The 16,298-nt window shown below is 58.2% G+C and carries 17 protein-coding genes and 2 tRNA genes; 13 read left to right on the forward strand and 6 right to left on the reverse strand.

Annotated features, from left to right (window positions below):
* Positions 1 to 12: 12 nt before the first annotated feature.
* The 3 genes from QKB66_RS05745 to QKB66_RS05755 are packed head-to-tail and all read right to left on the reverse strand — an operon-like array spanning position 13 to position 1,499.
* Entirely contained in the window at positions 13 to 402 is a 390-nt protein-coding gene (locus tag QKB66_RS05745) for a DUF4247 domain-containing protein (RefSeq protein WP_005530417.1), read from the reverse strand.
* On the reverse strand, positions 399 to 881 hold the full coding sequence (locus tag QKB66_RS05750) for a DUF2617 family protein (RefSeq protein WP_414252890.1): 483 nt from the start codon (positions 879 to 881) through the stop codon (positions 399 to 401). Before QKB66_RS05750 ends, QKB66_RS05745 begins: the two co-directional genes overlap by 4 nt.
* Positions 882 to 887: 6 nt before the next feature.
* Entirely contained in the window at positions 888 to 1,499 is a 612-nt protein-coding gene (locus QKB66_RS05755; RefSeq protein ID WP_414252891.1) for a DUF4178 domain-containing protein, read from the reverse strand.
* Positions 1,500 to 1,632: 133 nt separating this feature from the next.
* Here QKB66_RS05755 and QKB66_RS05760 point away from each other — a divergent pair, with 133 nt between their 5' ends.
* The 6 genes from QKB66_RS05760 (at position 1,633) to QKB66_RS05785 (ending at position 5,241) form a co-directional block, all read left to right on the forward strand.
* Entirely contained in the window at positions 1,633 to 2,025 is a 393-nt protein-coding gene (locus QKB66_RS05760) for an MmcQ/YjbR family DNA-binding protein (protein WP_414252892.1), read from the forward strand.
* A gap of 16 nt (positions 2,026 to 2,041) precedes the next feature.
* A complete protein-coding gene (locus QKB66_RS05765) occupies positions 2,042 to 2,419 on the forward strand; it encodes a YidH family protein (protein ID WP_414252893.1) in 378 nt (125 codons plus the stop codon).
* Complete coding sequence (locus QKB66_RS05770; RefSeq protein ID WP_311518871.1) at positions 2,420 to 2,737, forward strand: DUF202 domain-containing protein; 318 nt, start codon at positions 2,420 to 2,422, stop codon at positions 2,735 to 2,737.
* A gap of 111 nt (positions 2,738 to 2,848) precedes the next feature.
* Positions 2,849 to 4,423, forward strand: coding sequence for an SLC13 family permease (locus QKB66_RS05775; protein WP_061920049.1), 1,575 nt, complete (start codon positions 2,849 to 2,851; stop codon positions 4,421 to 4,423).
* 148 nt (positions 4,424 to 4,571) lie between these two features.
* Positions 4,572 to 4,644 (forward strand) — tRNA-Arg (locus QKB66_RS05780).
* 405 nt (positions 4,645 to 5,049) lie between these two features.
* Entirely contained in the window at positions 5,050 to 5,241 is a 192-nt protein-coding gene (locus QKB66_RS05785) for a hypothetical protein (protein ID WP_235591329.1), read from the forward strand.
* Positions 5,242 to 5,283: 42 nt separating this feature from the next.
* Here the strand turns inward: QKB66_RS05785 and QKB66_RS05790 are convergent, their stop codons facing one another.
* Positions 5,284 to 6,312 (reverse strand): prephenate dehydrogenase, encoded by a 1,029-nt coding sequence (locus tag QKB66_RS05790; RefSeq protein WP_061920054.1) that lies wholly within the window; start codon positions 6,310 to 6,312, stop codon positions 5,284 to 5,286.
* Positions 6,313 to 6,351: 39 nt separating this feature from the next.
* Here QKB66_RS05790 and QKB66_RS05795 point away from each other — a divergent pair, with 39 nt between their 5' ends.
* From QKB66_RS05795 to QKB66_RS05825, 7 genes are all read left to right on the forward strand, one after another.
* Entirely contained in the window at positions 6,352 to 6,831 is a 480-nt protein-coding gene (locus QKB66_RS05795) for a tRNA adenosine deaminase-associated protein (protein ID WP_414252894.1), read from the forward strand.
* A 31-nt stretch (positions 6,832 to 6,862) separates the two neighbouring features.
* The gene (locus QKB66_RS05800) at positions 6,863 to 7,294 is read left to right on the forward strand and encodes a nucleoside deaminase (RefSeq protein WP_239299236.1); all 432 of its coding nucleotides are present in this window, start codon (positions 6,863 to 6,865) and stop codon (positions 7,292 to 7,294) included.
* Positions 7,295 to 7,338: 44 nt separating this feature from the next.
* Entirely contained in the window at positions 7,339 to 7,539 is a 201-nt protein-coding gene (locus QKB66_RS05805) for a CsbD family protein (RefSeq protein WP_239299222.1), read from the forward strand.
* A gap of 48 nt (positions 7,540 to 7,587) precedes the next feature.
* A tRNA-Ser gene (locus QKB66_RS05810) sits at positions 7,588 to 7,678 on the forward strand.
* 110 nt (positions 7,679 to 7,788) lie between these two features.
* The gene (locus tag QKB66_RS05815; RefSeq protein ID WP_414252895.1) at positions 7,789 to 10,191 is read left to right on the forward strand and encodes an MMPL family transporter; all 2,403 of its coding nucleotides are present in this window, start codon (positions 7,789 to 7,791) and stop codon (positions 10,189 to 10,191) included.
* Positions 10,192 to 10,196: 5 nt separating this feature from the next.
* Positions 10,197 to 11,492, forward strand: a complete 1,296-nt coding sequence (gene tgt, locus QKB66_RS05820) for a tRNA guanosine(34) transglycosylase Tgt (protein WP_414252896.1) — start codon at positions 10,197 to 10,199, stop codon at positions 11,490 to 11,492.
* Positions 11,493 to 11,882: 390 nt separating this feature from the next.
* A complete protein-coding gene (locus QKB66_RS05825; RefSeq protein ID WP_414252897.1) occupies positions 11,883 to 14,396 on the forward strand; it encodes a VaFE repeat-containing surface-anchored protein in 2,514 nt (837 codons plus the stop codon).
* A gap of 253 nt (positions 14,397 to 14,649) precedes the next feature.
* On the opposite strand, the gene QKB66_RS05830 is transcribed toward QKB66_RS05825, so the two are convergent.
* Both QKB66_RS05830 and QKB66_RS05835 read right to left on the reverse strand, forming a co-directional pair.
* The gene (locus QKB66_RS05830; protein WP_414252898.1) at positions 14,650 to 15,111 is read right to left on the reverse strand and encodes a hypothetical protein; all 462 of its coding nucleotides are present in this window, start codon (positions 15,109 to 15,111) and stop codon (positions 14,650 to 14,652) included.
* Between the two features lie 357 nt (positions 15,112 to 15,468).
* Positions 15,469 to 16,185 (reverse strand): queuosine precursor transporter, encoded by a 717-nt coding sequence (locus tag QKB66_RS05835; RefSeq protein WP_239299214.1) that lies wholly within the window; start codon positions 16,183 to 16,185, stop codon positions 15,469 to 15,471.
* Between the last annotated feature and the right edge of the window lie 113 nt (positions 16,186 to 16,298).

A 16,298-nucleotide genomic window follows, 5' to 3' on the forward strand; every position in this document is an offset into this window, starting at 1 on the left:
ACTAAAGCCTTTCTATTTCACGCCGCCGGAAGACCCGGAGGAGCCGCCGGAAGAACGGGAAGGGGAGGAGGGACTAAAACCGGGACCTAAGAAGATATAGGTGCCGTCGTGGAAGTGATCGAGATTTTCCACGCGCACTGAACAGTTCTGCGGGCCAGTGGGCTCGACCTTGACAATTTGCTTGCGGTAGCGCAGGTACTCCGTGCCCGTTGCGGGATCGAATTGGCGCGCCTTCGGCTTGTGCTCTGCTGCAAGGCGGTTGGCCTCTGCCTGAACATTGTTTGCCTGACAGGCGCCTGACCTGATGGGAGCGCCAGTAACGCCGGGTGAAGTCAGACCACCAATCACTGCGAAAAGTACGGCGAAGACCAGTGACCATTTCCAGCCTTTGTCATAGTTCATGGAATCCACCTACTTGTAGTCTTCACGATTACTTCTTCTGCAGGGTACATATGCACCGTTTCCCACCCGAAGCCTGCGCAGTCTTCGGGTGCGGTGCCCTTGAGGGCGGTGACGTGGTACTCGCCCTGCCCAGGAAATTGCGCCGAGTGCCAATCCGTGCCCGATACCCGCTGAAATTCTGCGGCGAAGCCATCCGCCCCATGCTTGGCGACGTCCGTCTTCAGCTCGTAACCCGTCATCTCACTGTAGGCCTGCGGCAGCGGACCTTCACAGTGGCAGGAGATCTCCTCGCGGAAGAGTAGTGTCTCGCCGCGATAAACGCTGGCAGTATGCGAAGCGCCGATGATATCCAGCTCAAGCCGCAGGCCATCGGAACCGTGAAGCATGGTCGTGCTCAACGCCTGCGGGCGCGGGCCGTTTAAGCGCAGCCCCAAGTCAGCGGCACTGACGTCAGCGCTGGGGCAATCTAGAACCTCCACTGCGGCTTATGCCTTCGGAGCTGGGTACACGGTGAACTCACCCGGCAGCATGGTACGGCCGGTGGATACCTCCCAGCTGTCATTGTTAGCCCAGCCCTCAAAGCCCAGCAGCTTTTTACCCGCGGAATAATCTACGTAGCGCATCTCGCCGGATTCTGGCAGGCCGGTGGTGCCGGTGGAGGTGTAGCGCGCATGGCCACGCTCGTCCTCACTATATGTAACTCCCTCGAATTCCACGGTGCCGTGATCTGGCGTGACGCCGGCGCCCTTGCGGGAGGTCCACCAGGTGAGATTGAGCTGGCCTTCATCGACCTCGACTCCCAGCCAGGAGGAGTTATCTCCACCGTCGAGCAGGTACTCGTACCAGTAATAAGGGCCCTCATTTAAGGTCAGGGTGCCGCGGACGACGTAGTCGGTGGCGCCGTAACGGATGATTGCACCCGGACCAAGGTTTTCCGGATTGAACTCGTTTTGGCCTTTGGCCTCGGCGAAGTAATCCTTGGAGAAGGTATCACCCGTCTCCTGCGCGCTAGCCGCCTTGGCTTGGCGCGATTTAAAGAACATGTAGATGGCCGCGATTAACAAAACCACGGCAAGCAGAAAGAAAATCTTGTTCATGACTGGCCCTTTAATTTTTTTGCTTAGCTTAGGTCTGTAGCAGTCACCTTAGCCCACGCCTTGGACGTCTGATAGTCCTACGCATTAAGCTGGGGAATTGTCGTTTTAAATTCGATGGATTTTAGGTCGGCGTATGGACGAAAAAGAGCTTATTTCTATTGCGAGCGATGCTGCAGCAGAACTCATTGACGCTGAGTCCTATCCCTTCGTCGAAGGCTGGCGAGCCTGGCGGGTGCGCGGAAAGTGGTTCATGCTGGCCACCACAATGCCTGCGAATAAGTCCTTCGGTGGAAAGAAGGCCATCATTCTCAAAGCCCCGCCGGAGGATGTCTCCGCTTTGCAGGCTGGTTATGCCGACATCGGCCCTGCGTATCACATGAATAAGCGACATTGGTACACCGTGTATCCCGGGGATTCGATAGACCCCAAGTTAGTTCGGGAGCTCGTCCAGGAATCCTATGCCGCGGTGGTGCAAAAGCTGCCTAAGGCGCAGCGCCCTGCCGGGTGGCAAGAGGCAGTGCGTTAAGGAAGTATAAGACGCAATGGATAAATCTAATGGCCGGTTCCCACGCTTTGTCTATGAAAAAGGCACAGAGCCCGATCCGCGTTTCAGCATGGCCAACGAGCGTACGTTCTTGGCATGGATTCGTACCTCGCTCGCTTTCATCGCAGGCGGCGTTGCACTGCAGGCTTTCGACCTCCCGATTCACGGCACGCTGACCCTTATCATCTCCGTGATCATGCTGGTGGTCGCCATCGTCTTGCCGGCGGTGGCGTGGACGCATTGGGCGGCGTCGGAAAGCGCGATGCGTGAACAAAAGCCCCTGCCGCCGAATGCCGCGATGCCTCTGCTCGTATTGGTGGTGCTGCTTATCGGCGTGCTGATCCTGGTAGGTCAGCTCGTGGGCGCGGGGGCATAAATGTATGACCCAGGGCTGCAGCCGGAGCGCACCCGGCTGTCGTGGCAGCGCAGCCTTTTGGCGTTCGTGCTGGTGGTTCTGGTGGTTTTGCGCAGTGAGCTGCCGTGGAACATTGCGGAGCTCATCGCCTTCGTAGGCGGCGCGAGCGCCTGCGCTTGGCTGGGTTGGCGGGTGCGCCGCCGTAACGCGCTTTACGACGCCGCCCTTCACACCGGCGGCGCCCTCCCCGGCGCCGCGGCGCTGGCGGGCCTAGCCGTGGCCGTGATGCTGCTGGCAGTGCTGGCTCTGGTGGGCCTTGGTGGGGGTAACCGCGTTTAAAAACCGATTTTTTCTTTGGTTCAAAGTTGTATGGTGTTCGCAAACGTGGGTATTGCATGGTTCACATTTTGCTTATCCCCGCGTGCTAGAAGGTTTGGCAAGGAGAACTGAATGACGACCCCGCAAACACATGAATCAACAGCACACGTAGAAGGCGAAGAAGATCACGGCGTCGACAAGCGCGAATGGCGCCGCATGCTTATAGGCGTGTTCCTAGGCTTGGCGCTGGCCGCCCTGGTGTGGTTTATTTTTCCGTCGAATGCGGTGGATACCGTGCTGCAATCCTCGGGCGCGGACCCGGAGGAAACCTATACTTATGGCGCGATTCGCGCGGTTGCGGCGGTGACCATCCTGATGGGCGTGTGGTGGATGACCGAAGCAATTCCGCTGGCAGCTACGGCGCTTTTGCCTTTGGTTATCTTCCCGCTGGCCGGCGTGGGCACCATTAAGGAAGTTGGCTCGCCTTATGCTTCGGCGACGATTTTCTTGTTTATGGGCGGCTTCCTCATTGCGCTCGCGTTGCAGCGTTGGAACTTGCACCGCCGCATGGCCCTGGCGGTGGTGAAGGTGGTTGGCACTTCGCCAAAGCGTATTGTGCTGGGCTTTATGCTGGCAACCGGCTTTTTGTCCATGTGGGTCTCAAATACGGCGACCGCGGTGGTTATGCTGCCTATCGGTACTTCCGTGCTGGCGCTGACCGCAGACACTGTGGGCGGCATGGCCAAGCAGAAGAAGTTTGCAACGGCGCTGATGCTTGGCATTGCGTATTCTGCGTCTATCGGCTCCCTGGGCACGCTGATCGGTACTCCGCCGAACGCTCTGTTGGCCGGATATATGAAGGAATCTCACGACATTGTCCTCGGCTTTGGCAAGTGGATGATCGTGGGAATGCCGCTGGCGGTTATCTTCCTGTTTATCGCATGGCTGTTGTTGGTGACCATCTTCAAGCCGGAGATGGACCGTATTCCTGGCGGCAAGGAGCTCATCGACAAGGAAATCGCAGCTCTTGGTCCGTGGACTGCTCCGCAGATTCTCACCGGCATAATCTTCCTAGGCGCAGCTATCGCCTGGGTGGCCGTTCCTTTCTTGGTTGGCGAGGACTCCAACTACGACGATGCCATCGTCGGTATTGCTGCCGGCCTGCTGCTGTTTATCATCCCGGCCGACGCTAAGACCGGCGTTCGCCTGCTGGACTGGAAGACCGCGAATGAGATGCCGTGGGACGTCCTGCTTCTTTTTGGTGGTGGCCTGTCTCTGTCCGCGATGTTTAACAACTCGGGCCTATCTCTGTGGATCGGCGAGATGGCTAAGGGGCTCGGCGGCCTGCCCACGGTGCTGCTCATCGCGGCAGTTGCGCTGCTGGTTCTTTTCCTGACCGAAATTACCTCCAACACGGCAACGGCGGCGACCTTCCTGCCCATCATGGGCGGTGTGGCCGTGGGCATTGGCCTGACTGCCAACGGGGAAATCAACATCCTGTTGCTGACCATCCCGGTTGCTCTCGCGGCAACCTGCGCGTTCATGCTGCCGGTGGCAACCCCGCCGAATGCCATCGCATACGGATCGGGTTACGTGAAGATTGGCGACATGATCAAGGGCGGTGTCGGCCTCAACCTCATTGGCTGCGTGCTGATTACTCTCACGGTCTACCTGCTGGCCGTGCCGGTCTTTGGGCTGGTGCTTTAAAGGCTGGTGTTTAAGTGCAGCTATCGCCAGGTTAACAACGCGTAAAAACGTGTGTTGGCCTGGCGATTTGCCGCCTTTAAAGAACGGCACTATAGTTAATCCACGTTGCAGCGAGAGATTGCACAGCAATCAAACGCAGTAGCGGTAAGCGCCCGTAGCTCAACGGATAGAGCATCTGACTACGGATCAGAAGGTTGGGGGTTCGAATCCCTCCGGGCGCACAAAATTTTCTCGCGGTTTCCTTCTTGGAGGCCGCGAGATTTTCGTTTTGTATGGGTGACGCGAGGAGGCGCTTGGTGGCGCTTGGCGGTGGCGCGGAGCCAAATGGTGAGGCCGGCCAGTCAAATGGTGAGGTGTAGATGGTGAGGTCACCGCTCACCAGTCACGGGCGTTAACACCAGCCACTTCCGTTGCGGGGTGACCTCACCATTTGCGATTCGCAGCCGCAGGGGGGCCGTGCAGAGAACCTGGTGCCGTGCGAAGGACCCGCGGGGCACGGAAGCTGCTGCGAGAGAGGCCGCGGCGTACGATGAGCCCGGAACAGTTTTAAAAGACCTAATTTTTAGGTGCTTAGCTTCATGACCAGTAAAAAGTTTGCCTTCGCTACGGGAACTAGAAAGGTGAGCGTGAACAACAACAAACTCGTGCCCTGCTTGGTAGCGGGCGCAATCCTCGGCGTGGTGCTGTGGGTTGCCTCGGGAATGCTGGTGCTTTTCCCGATTGGGCTCGCACTGGGCTTTCTGGGACTTCCCATCCTTGCGGTGAGCAGAGATGAATCGAAGTCCCGCAAGCGGCGCGACGATACGTTCCGTGACTAGACGGGGCGGGAAGCCTAGACGGGCCTAGAAGCCTAGACGGGCCTAGAAAATCTCGATTCGCCCGCCCAAAGACTCCGACTGACGCAGCTGCGCCACCCAGTTCGGGCCACCCGGGTGCAGGCGCAGTACCGGCCGCGAGGAAATCTTGACCGGGGAGACCGATTCCTTGCGGGCGCCGGAGCGTGCCTCAATGCGGGTGCGGGCGCGGAAGCCATTCTCCGCGAGTTCAGCAACAGAGGGCTGCTCAGCGGCGAGAGAGTCGCGCGCGTCCTGGAGGAGCTGCAATGCTTCATCGAGGGCGTCGACAAGCGCGGGTGCGTTGGTCTCACACATCTGCCGCACCAGCTCCGGGGTGGTACCGGCCACGCGGGTGCCGTCCTTGAAGGAGCCCGCGGCCAAGGACTGCGCGAGGATGCCGCCGTTGTCGCCCACCACGGCAAGGGTTTCAGCGAAGACGTGCGGCAGGTGAGAAATGCGCGCCACCGCGGCATCGTGATTTGCCACGCGCACGGGGACGGCCTCAGCGTGCACCATCTGCGTCATACGCACTACATCGGAGAAGGTCTCAATCCACTTCTTCGGGATGCGCTCCCCGCGGGCCTCGCACTCGGCGGCGTAGTCATAGGTAATTGCCCATGCTGCACGCTTAAAGAGCTTGGTCTGCGAGTGGTCCCAGCCTGAGTTTTGAGTGCCGGCCATCGGGTGGCCGCCCACGTAGCGCGATTCCATGCCGCGCTCCAAGAAGAGATCGCGCACCTCAGTCTTCACGGAAACTACGTCCGTGATGCCACAGCTCGGCGCGTGCTGTTGAATCTCGTCTAAGACCGAAGCGACCGCTTTCATCGGGGTAGCGATGACGATTAGTGCATTGTCTGCCTCCGCGCGGGTCAAAATTGCCTGCAGGTCATCGGTGACGTCATAGCCCGCTTTTATGGCGCTGCGGGCACCGGAAGTCGAGTGATTATAGCCATATACTGCGTGTTTGCTTGCCACGAGATCGCGCAGCAGGGAACCGCCAATAAGGCCTAGGCCGATGATGCATACGGGTCGTTGAACGTCTTGAGAACTCACGGTGACAATTCTGGCACAACACGACTAATCTCACGAGGTATGAGTGATGACAACATCTCCTTCGCAGTTACCGTTGCCCGCAATGAGGGGCAATGGATGATTCGGGAGTTTGATGACGACTTCGAGGACATCAACACCTCCATCAGCGCGGTGCGCGCGCTGCGCTCCGAGGGCGCGGCCTTCGCGCTGCTGTGCGTAGAGGATGATTACTTCGTTGTCGTACGCCCAGTGCCGGGAGATGTGCGCATGCTGATCTCTGACGCCACATATGCCGACGAGGATGATTTCGCCGCAGACTTCTTGGAGCTGCGCGACCTCGATTTCCCGGAGATCGACGAGGACGATGACGACCCTGATCCATACGGCGACGGCGACTTCGATATCTTTGCTGATCTTGGGCTCAGTGAAGATCAGTTGGGCTACATCATCGACAATGATGAAGATTGGCCCTCCGACATGCTCCTGCGCATCGCGGGCGATTTAGGCTTCGGCGACGAGCTCGAAGAGATCATTGCTTAAATCCCAAGGCTTGGCCCGCGCCGAGGCGCGCATGCGCCGCGCGCTCGAGGTGGCACGGCAGACTCCGGCGGGAGACATCCCGGTAGGAGCGGTGCTTTACGACGCCGCCGGCAACGAGCTTTCCACCGGCGTCAACCGCCGAGAGCAGCGTGGCGATCCCACCGCGCATGCGGAAGTGGAGGCGATTCGCGCGGCCGTCGCCAAGCATGGCGATGGCTGGCGCCTAGAAGGCTGCGAACTTGTGGTCACCCTCGAACCGTGCGCGATGTGCGCCGGGGCCATCCAGGGTGCCCGTGTGGCTTCCGTGGTCTTTGGTGCTTTCGAACCGAAGACGGGCGCGTGCGGCTCGCTTGTCGATGTCCTGCGTGCTCCCGGTGCCCTGCACGTGCCCGAAGTGCGCGCCGGGGTGTGCGAGAAAGAATGCGCCGGACTGCTCACCGGCTTCTTCGGCGAGCTGCGCTGAAGTTGCGTAGGATGGGGTCATCGCAAACAAAAAGGAGAATGAACATGGGTGATTTCGAAAACAAGAAGGACGACCTAGTAGGCAAGGCCAAGGAAGCTGCGGGAAACGCAACCGACAATGAGGATCTTGCTAACGAGGGCAAGGCAGACCAGGTTACTTCCCAGGTTAAGGACAAAGTTTCTGACGCTGTCGAGGGTGTAAAGGACAAGGCCAACGAGGTTATTGGTGGCCTGAAGGACAAGTAAATCCGGCGGGATTTTGTGCCGCGCGCTTCAACACGTAACCTAGACCACGGTGGCGTGTCCGAGCGGCCGAAGGTGTTCGCCTCGAAAGCGAATGTTGGGTAACCCCCAACCGCGGGTTCAAATCCCGCCGCCACCGCCATAGCGAAAGCCGTGGGGCAAGCAATTGCTCCACGGCTTTTCTTGTTTTAGCTGCCAGCGGCTGGCCGCTAGACTGGGCGAAGTTAATCAACGAAACAGAAGGTAACTCCTGTGGCAAAACTCTTGTACCGTCTTGGGCGCTGGTCCTTCCTCAACAGATGGAAAGTGATCATCGCATGGCTTGTGATCTTTGTGGCCGCCGTGGGCGCCACGATTGCCTTGATGAAGCCCATGACTTCGGAGTACTCCATCAAGGGCACACCGGCGATTGACGCTACCCACCGCGCCGCCGAGCTCTTCCCGGAAAGCGGCAACCTGGCCAGCGCGCCTTCTGTGAACCTGGTCTTCCAGGCGCCGGAGGGACAGAAGCTTTCTGACCCGCAAAATAAGGAAGCGATGCAGCAGGTGGTCGATCAGATCACCAACGAGCTCGGCATCAAGGACCAGCAACGCTGGGGCAACCCGCTCGACGTATCGCCGGCTTTGCAGCAGCAGGTTATCGATCAATTCACCTCAATGGGCCTGCCGGAAGAGACCGCCCGCAAGGATGCGGATAACCTCGCGATGGTTAATGAGGACGAGACCATCGCCTACACCACCTTCAACTTCGATGCGGAAAGCTCCTACACCGTTGAGCAAGAAGACAAGGACGTCGTCACCGCGGCGATGGAGCTGGGCCGGGAGAAGGGGCTAACGGTCGAGGCCGGCGGCGCGGGCTTTGGCGATGAGATTAAGGTCAACTCCACCTCGGAGATCATCGGCCTGGGCGTGGCCTTCCTCGTCCTTATCTTTACCTTCGGCTCCTTGGTTTCGGCGGGCATGCCGCTGATCTCGGCCGTCGTGGGCGTGGGCCTGGGCGCGCTCGGCGTCATGATTGCCACGCACTGGATTGAGCTCAACAACTTGACCCCGGTCCTGGCCATCATGATTGGCCTGGCCGTGGGCATCGACTATGCGCTGTTCATCATGTCGCGCTACCGCCAGGAGCGCTCGCGGATGGATGGGCCCGAAGCCGCCGGCATGGCGGTGGGCACGGCAGGTTCCTCCGTGGTCTTCGCCGGCGCCACGGTCTTCGTGGCACTCTTTGCCCTCATCGTGGCCAAGATTGGCTTCCTCACTGCCATGGGCTTGGCCGCCGCGGGCACAGTGTTCATGGCGGTGCTCGTCGCGCTGACCCTGGTGCCGGCGATGCTTGGCCTGGCTGGCGATAAAGCCTTTGCTGGTCGAATCCCCGGCATCGCCGGCAACCCGAATAGGAAGGGAAAGCGCCGTAAGGGCGCCACCATGGGCAACCGCTGGGTCCGTGCGGTGCAAAAGGCCCCGGGTCTGGTCATGGCTGTGGTCGTGTTGGGTCTTGGTGCGCTGAGCGCCCCGGTGCTGAACATGGAGCTCGCGCTGCCGGCGGATACCAGCTCGAATCCGGATACCACCCAGCGCAAGTCCGCGGACCTGCTGGCAGAGGGCTTCGGCGCAGGCGTCAATGGTCCATTCCTGGTCATCGTCAACGGTGAGGAAGCTAATCCAGACGCGCCGGCCCTCCAGCCGCTGATTCAGGGTCAAGAAGGCGAAGACCAACAAAAGAAGGCAACTTTTGCCTCCTTCATGTACGCGACCCAGCAGCTTAACCAGGTAGGCGGCGTTAAGCACGCGCAGATCGTTGGCCTCAACTCTGATCAGACTGCGGCACAGATCATGGTCGCACCGACCACCGGCCCGACGGATCCCACGACCGTCGGCACGGCGTCGGCACTGCGTGCGGAAAACGAGCGCTTGGGCGAGGTCACCGGCGCGGAAATCGGCATGACTGGCCTGACCGCCGTGCAGCTCGATATCACCGAGCGCTTGGAGGCCGCCATGCTGCCTTATCTGGCCATCGTGGTGGGCCTGGCCATCCTGTTGCTCTTCCTAGTCTTCCGCTCGGTCTTGGTCCCCGTGGTGGCTGGCTTGGGCTTCCTGCTTTCGGTGGGCGCGGCCTTCGGCCTTACGGTTCTGGTGTGGCAGGACGGCCTCTTCGGCCTGGTCCCGGCGCCTGGCCCGCTGATTTCCTTCATGCCTATCTTCCTGATCGGCGTGACCTTCGGCCTGGCCATGGACTATCAGGTCTTCCTGGTCACCCGCATGCGCGAGCACATCGCGCGTTATCCACGCGGCAATGGCACCAAGTACAACGCTGTGGATGAGGCCACCATCGCGGGCTTTACCGAAGGTGCGCGCGTGGTCACGGCCGCAGCCATCATTATGATTTCGGTCTTCGTGGCGTTTATTAACCAGCCGCTGCCGTTCATTCAGATCTTCGGTTTCGCCCTTGCCGCAGGCGTGCTTTTCGACGCCTTCCTCGTGCGCATGTCCCTCGTCCCCGCCACGATGTTCCTCTTGGGCCGCGCGACCTGGTGGCTGCCAAAGTGGATGGATAAGGTCATGCCTTCCCTCGACATCGAAGGCACAGCTCTGGAAGAAGAGTGGGAGCGTGAGCATGGCGGCGCATCGGTGGATGAGCCGCAGCACGTAAACTAGCCTCTATGATCGAGCAACAGCCGCCTTTTCCTGCACCCAAGCTAGAGACTGACCTGAGCTTCGACGTGCGCACGCGCCTCGACCAGGCTGGTCCTGGCAAGCATGGTCGCAGCGGCACCATTCATACACCGCACGGGGATATTCAGACCCCGGCCTTTATTCCCGTGGCCACAAAGGCCACGGTCAAGACCCTGACCCCGGAGCAGATCCGGCAGACGGGCGCGCAGGCCATCTTGTCCAACGCTTATCACCTTTATCTGCAGCCGGGCCACGACATCGTGGATGAGGCTGGCGGCGTCGCGGCCTTTGAAAACTGGCATGGCCCCACCTACACGGACTCCGGCGGATTCCAGGTGATGTCGCTTGGCGTGGGATTCAAGAAGGTCCTGGCCATGGACGTTGCGAACCTCACCGAGGGCGACATCCGCGCGGCCAAGAAGGAGCGCATGGCGCAGGTCGACGAAGACGGCGTGGACTTCAAGTCCGTCATTGACGGATCGAAGCACCGCTTTACCCCGGAGGTCTCCATGCAGATTCAGCATGGTTTGGGTGCTGACATCATGTTCGCCTTCGACGAGCTGACCACGCTCATCGATAGCCGCGCTTATCAGGAAGAGTCGGTCGCGCGTACCCATCGCTGGGCGCAGCGTTGCTTGGATGAACACCACCGCCTGACCGAGGAGCGTGGCCCGCAAAAGCCACGCCAGTCCCTATGGGGCGTCGTCCAGGGCGCGCAGTATGAGGACCTGCGCCGCCAAGCCACGCGTGGGCTCGTGGCGCTTTCCGACGCCGCCGAAGCTAACGGCAAGCGCGGTTTCGGCGGCTTCGGCATCGGCGGCGCGCTGGAGAAGGAGAACCTGGGCACCATCGTGGGCTGGGTCTGCGATGAGCTGCCGGAGGATAAACCGCGTCACCTGCTGGGCATTTCTGAGCCCGATGATTTGTTCACCGCGGTTGAGGCAGGCGCCGACACCTTCGACTGCGTTGCGCCTACCCGCCTGGGCCGCCGCGGCGGCGTGTACACGCTCGATGGCCGCCTGAACCTCAAGGGCGCGCGCTTCAAGCGCGACTTCACGGGCATCGACGAGGAGTTCGGCGGCTACGTCTCGGAGAACTACTCCCGTGCGTACATCCACCACCTGCTCAAGGCCAACGAATTCCTGGCCGGCACGCTGTGCACCATGCATAACCTGACCTTCATGATCAAACTCGTAGACAACATTCGCGCCTCCATCGACGGCGGCTACTACGAGGCTTACCGCGACGAGTTCATGGGGCGTTACTACGCCCCCAAACCTTAAAAAAAGCAAAGATTTCTGAACTGGCAGGGAAATCACAGGAAGAAAAGTGTTCTATCTCACACACCCCAGCCCTTAGTCAGCTGAATTTACGATTGTGATCCAATAGGCATAAATAAGAATCTCCAGGTAGAAGGGGTTAAGTAGCGCATTTTAGCCCCTTAGATGCTGAATATTTCAACCTTAATAAACATGTAAGAATGGCAATTTGGCCATGCTGTGTTAAGGTTTCTTTAAACCTTGTCCCTGTGTGTCCCTAGCGACGGTAAAATCGCCGTGAATTAAGGGGGCCATACTGCTGATAAAGGTTGAAATTTGCTCAACTGTGCCCCTTCATTCAGGGGCTTGACTCATTAGTCTGGCGGTTCCCTGTGCCGCTAGGGATGGAGAAACATGAAAACCAACTTTAAGCGGGTGCTTGCTGCGGTTGTTGCTTCGGCGACCGTAGCTGCAGCTGCTCCGGTGGTAGCAAATGCTGCCGAGGGTGATATTTATCGCGCTTTCGACGCGTCCGAATTTGTACGCGGAAAGACTTCCAGTATCGGAGATCTCTTTGTAGTCCCAAAGGAGACTGCAGAGAGCTCGACTACAATGCCGTCTCTTGATGCAGCGGAACTCGTGTACTGTTTTAATGAGAACTGGCAGTTTCCTACTGCCTGGTCGACGAAGAATGACGAATGGAAGAGTAAGCCAATCCATTTGGTTGATTACAAGAAACTTCCTAACGCTGGCGGCGACATCTTCTACAAGTTGGCAAGTCAAGATGCTTCCGACGTTAAATTTAAGTCTGTAGATAGTAATGGGAATATTATCGACAGCACCAAGAGAGGGTTGAGACCCAATACTCCACGCGTGCCTGCGGCTGAGTTGAAGAGCAAGGTGCTTGACGTTATCTACAACGGCTTTGATCAAGCCAATGCAGACCGTGCAGGTATTCAAAAAGCTCTTGGACTGAATAATGCAGAATTCCACGATGCTACCCAGCGAGCTATTTGGTACTACACGGAAAGCTCCCAAAAAGCCATTTCTAATGCAGAAGAGTATCTCCCTTCTGAAGGAGCGGTAACTGCTTACAAGCTACTCATCGGAAAGATCGACCCGTCAGAGGTTCCGGGGGTTGAGCTGAAAAAGGCTTCGGACAACGCTGAAGCCACTTTGAACCTCTTTGAAAATAGCAATATGATTGGCTCGGGTGGGCAGCCATTTCAGCACCTGCTAAGTGGTAAGTTTGTCAAGCCGGACGGAGAAACTCCGATCGAGGAGGGCCCTGCTCCGGAACCTGACCCGCAGCCGACTACGGAGAAGGTAACTAGCACTACTACCGCTGCTACGGAGACTGAGGTCGTTACCACGACACCTAAGACGACCGTCACCGAAACTGCTCCATCGACCGTTGAGACTGTGACCGAAACTACTGGTGTGACCACCACGACTGTGACCGTTCCTGGCGAGCCGGTTACCACTACGGAGACTGAGCCGGGCAAGGTTGTCACCACGACCGCTACTGAGCCGGATTCCACCACTACGGAGACTGAGCCGGGCAAGGTTGTTACCGAGACCGCTACTGAGCCGGATTCCACCACTACGGAGACTGAGCCGGGCAAGGTTGTTACCGAGACCGCTACTGAGCCGGATTCCACCACTACGGAGACTGAGCCGGGCAAGGTTGTTACCGAGACCGCTACTGAGCCGGATACCACGACTACGGCTACCGAGCCGGGCAAGGTTGTCACCACGACCGAGACGGCTCCACAAGAGACGGTCACTGAGACAACCACTCCGGCAGAAGCTACGGTAACCACCACTGTTCCAGTTGTTACTGAGGTAGAGAACGCTCCGTACATCGGTACCAAGGCGACCGATAAGGCTGACCAGGACAAGTCCTTCACCCCTGAGGGTGGCGTTCTTGTTGATACCATCGAATACCTTGGCCTCAAGCCAGGTACCGAGTACACCGTATCCGGTGAACTCATGGAGAAGGACAAGGATGGCAATGCTATCCCAACCGGTATCAAGGCTGGTGCAACCTTCACTCCGGAGACTGCTGATGGTTCTATCGACGTAGAGTTCACCATTCCGGAGGGCTTCGAGGGCAAGACCCTGGTCGTGTTCGAGGAATTGGAACTTGCAGGCAAGGTTGTTGCCGAGCACAAGAACATCGACTCTGTAAACCAGACCGTTGTTGTTGGCGAGAAGACCCCGCTCATTGGCACCATTGCTCACGAGAAAGGCTCTGACAAGACCGACAAGATTGTTGAGTCCGGCAAGGTTATTGACGAAGTTGAGTACATCAACTTCATCCCTGGCGAGGAATACACCGTCAAGGGTGAGCTGATGGACTACGCAACGGGTAAGGGTACCGGCATCGTCGCCGAGAAGACCTTCGTTGCCGAGGAAGCTAACGGCACTGTAGAGCTTGAGTTCACCATTCCTGCCGATTTCGGCACCAAGGTTCTGGTGGCCTTTGAGACTGCATATGATGCCAATGGTGAAAAGGTTGCTGAGCACGTAGACCTCACTGACAATGCACAGACCATTGCTACCGGCGCTGAGCCTAACGACGGACCAAAGCCTTCGAACCCAGGCGACAATGGTTCCTCCCACGGTGGCTGGCTCTGGGGCCTGATTCCGGCGGCGGGTATCCTCGGATTTATCGGTGGCTCTTCCCACGGTTCTTCTAACGGCTCCTCCCACGACGGTGTCGTAGAGTCCCCGAAGCACGAAGCACCTAAGGGCGAATCCGCACAGGAAGCACCTAAGTCTGAGCAGCCTCAGGAGGCACCAGCAAAGGGTAAGCGAGCAAACCTCGCTAACACCGGTGCTGATGTCTGGATGATTGGCTTGGCAGCACTGCTCCTCGTGGTAGCAGGTGGCGCACTGGTTCTCCGCAACCGTCGCGAGTCCTAATAGCCCAAGCTTGCTGAAAAGCTGACGAGTCAAAAGACTCCTTTGAGAACGCTCCATCCCCTTCTCTGGGATGGAGCGTTCTCCCCGTTTTAGATGAGTTATGGGCCTGCAGCACTGCGCTCGTGGCTTAAGAATAAAGCGGCTTAAGCAACGAAGGTCACTAGTACGCAAGTCTTGATGCCAAAACAAAAGCGCGCTAACTGTTCTTCTGGAACAGGCAGCGCGCTTCTATCTAGTCCTGCGGCTATGGTTCTTAGGCCAAGTGTCCCTCGACGATAACGTTGTAGCCTAAGTCTGTCGTGCCATCGACAGAACACGCAATGAGTACGAGACGCCCAGGAACTGATGTATCGATCAGATGAGTGTCGTATGCGGCGGTATTTTTGTCTACCAGGTACGCGGTATCGATAACCCATTCACGGGCATTGCCATCTGGGGATTCCATACGCACGGTGGAACCATTGAGCACGTCGGTGCTGAAATGCTCAACGCGCATGCCCTCATCGCCGGCAACGACTTCTGGATTGTTGAAGTCTACATTGGCAGTGACGGTCTCTGAGATCGGGTTAAATACTAGTGGCATTTGGCCCCACGCATGCCCCAGCACGTAGGTGGTTCCTTGTTCTGCCGTAGCAGGGGATTGCCCCCATCCTTCGACCCACCGGACCATGGTTTGCTGCGGGCCCGCGGGGTTAAGAGGCAACACATAGGGCATCGAGTCGTATGTTGCCCCAGTAATTGTCGCGGGGCCGTCCATGGAAAAACTACCCACAAGCGCAGGGGCTTCGCCTTCATTCGCCGGAGGGGCTGGAGGTGGAGCAATGCTGGACGTTGTAGGCGGCGGGGTGCTCTTCTTAGCGCTAGGGCGCACTGAAGGTGTCTTGGAAACCGATGTTTGGGTGACTTCCTCCGCTTGATCTTGGTTGTCACCGTTGCATGAGAACAAGATCGATGCACCCAGAATTGCACCTGCAGATAGGGCTGCAATATAGCGGAATGGGACTTTGGGGCGGGGACGGGTCATGCACCCAATTCCACCATGGTTGGGGTCCTAAAGCGAATGGACTGCGGACTATTTCACGGCTACTGACATATAGTTCGCGGTATAGTTTTCGCGACTCTTGACCCACTTGATAACAAAGGTGGTCAGCGGAAGCATCACAACTTCAATCAATGTCTTCCAAATAAAACCGACAACCACATAGTTAAGGAATCCGCCGAACGTCGTGACACCAATGACTGGGGCGGCAACGGCACAAAACAAGACGGTATCGCCGAGCTCCCCGACGACGGTGGAAGCGACGAGGCGGCCAATTAGCCCCTTTTCACCTGTTTTTGCTTTCATGCGTGTCAGAGTGAAGGAGTTGAGCAGCTGTCCCACCACGTAGCCAATTAGCGAAGCAGCGAGGATCTGCGGCATTAGCCCCAAGGTAGCGGCGAAGGCCTCTTGGCCCTTGTAGAAGTCCGCTGCGGGGAGCCAAATCGCAATATAGAAGCACACAGCGGCCAGAATCGCCATGACGAATCCGATGTAGACTGCGCGCCGCGTGGACTTGAAGCCATAGCATTCGGACAGGACGTCGCCTGCGATATAAGCCAGCGGGAACAGGAAGAAAGCGCCATCGGTAATAAGCGGGCCGAGCTGGACGCCCTTTGTGGCATTGATGTTGGAAATGAGGAACGTAACGACGAACACCGTAACCAACCACGGGTACAGAGTGGACTGTACCGGGATGAATCGGATGCTCTCGCCACTGGAAGTGGTTGCGGTTGCCGATTTTTCTGTCATGGGCTTATCTTGCCATGTCGTCTTATGGTGCCGCCTTATGGACTGAGAAACCAGAAATGCTCACACATTTTAGGGGAGACTGGGGAATGATCCTCAAGGCAGATCCAGCGAGA

This window comes from Corynebacterium sp. c25Ua_89 (assembly GCF_047459735.1).
GTDB classification, from domain to species: domain Bacteria; phylum Actinomycetota; class Actinomycetes; order Mycobacteriales; family Mycobacteriaceae; genus Corynebacterium; species Corynebacterium simulans.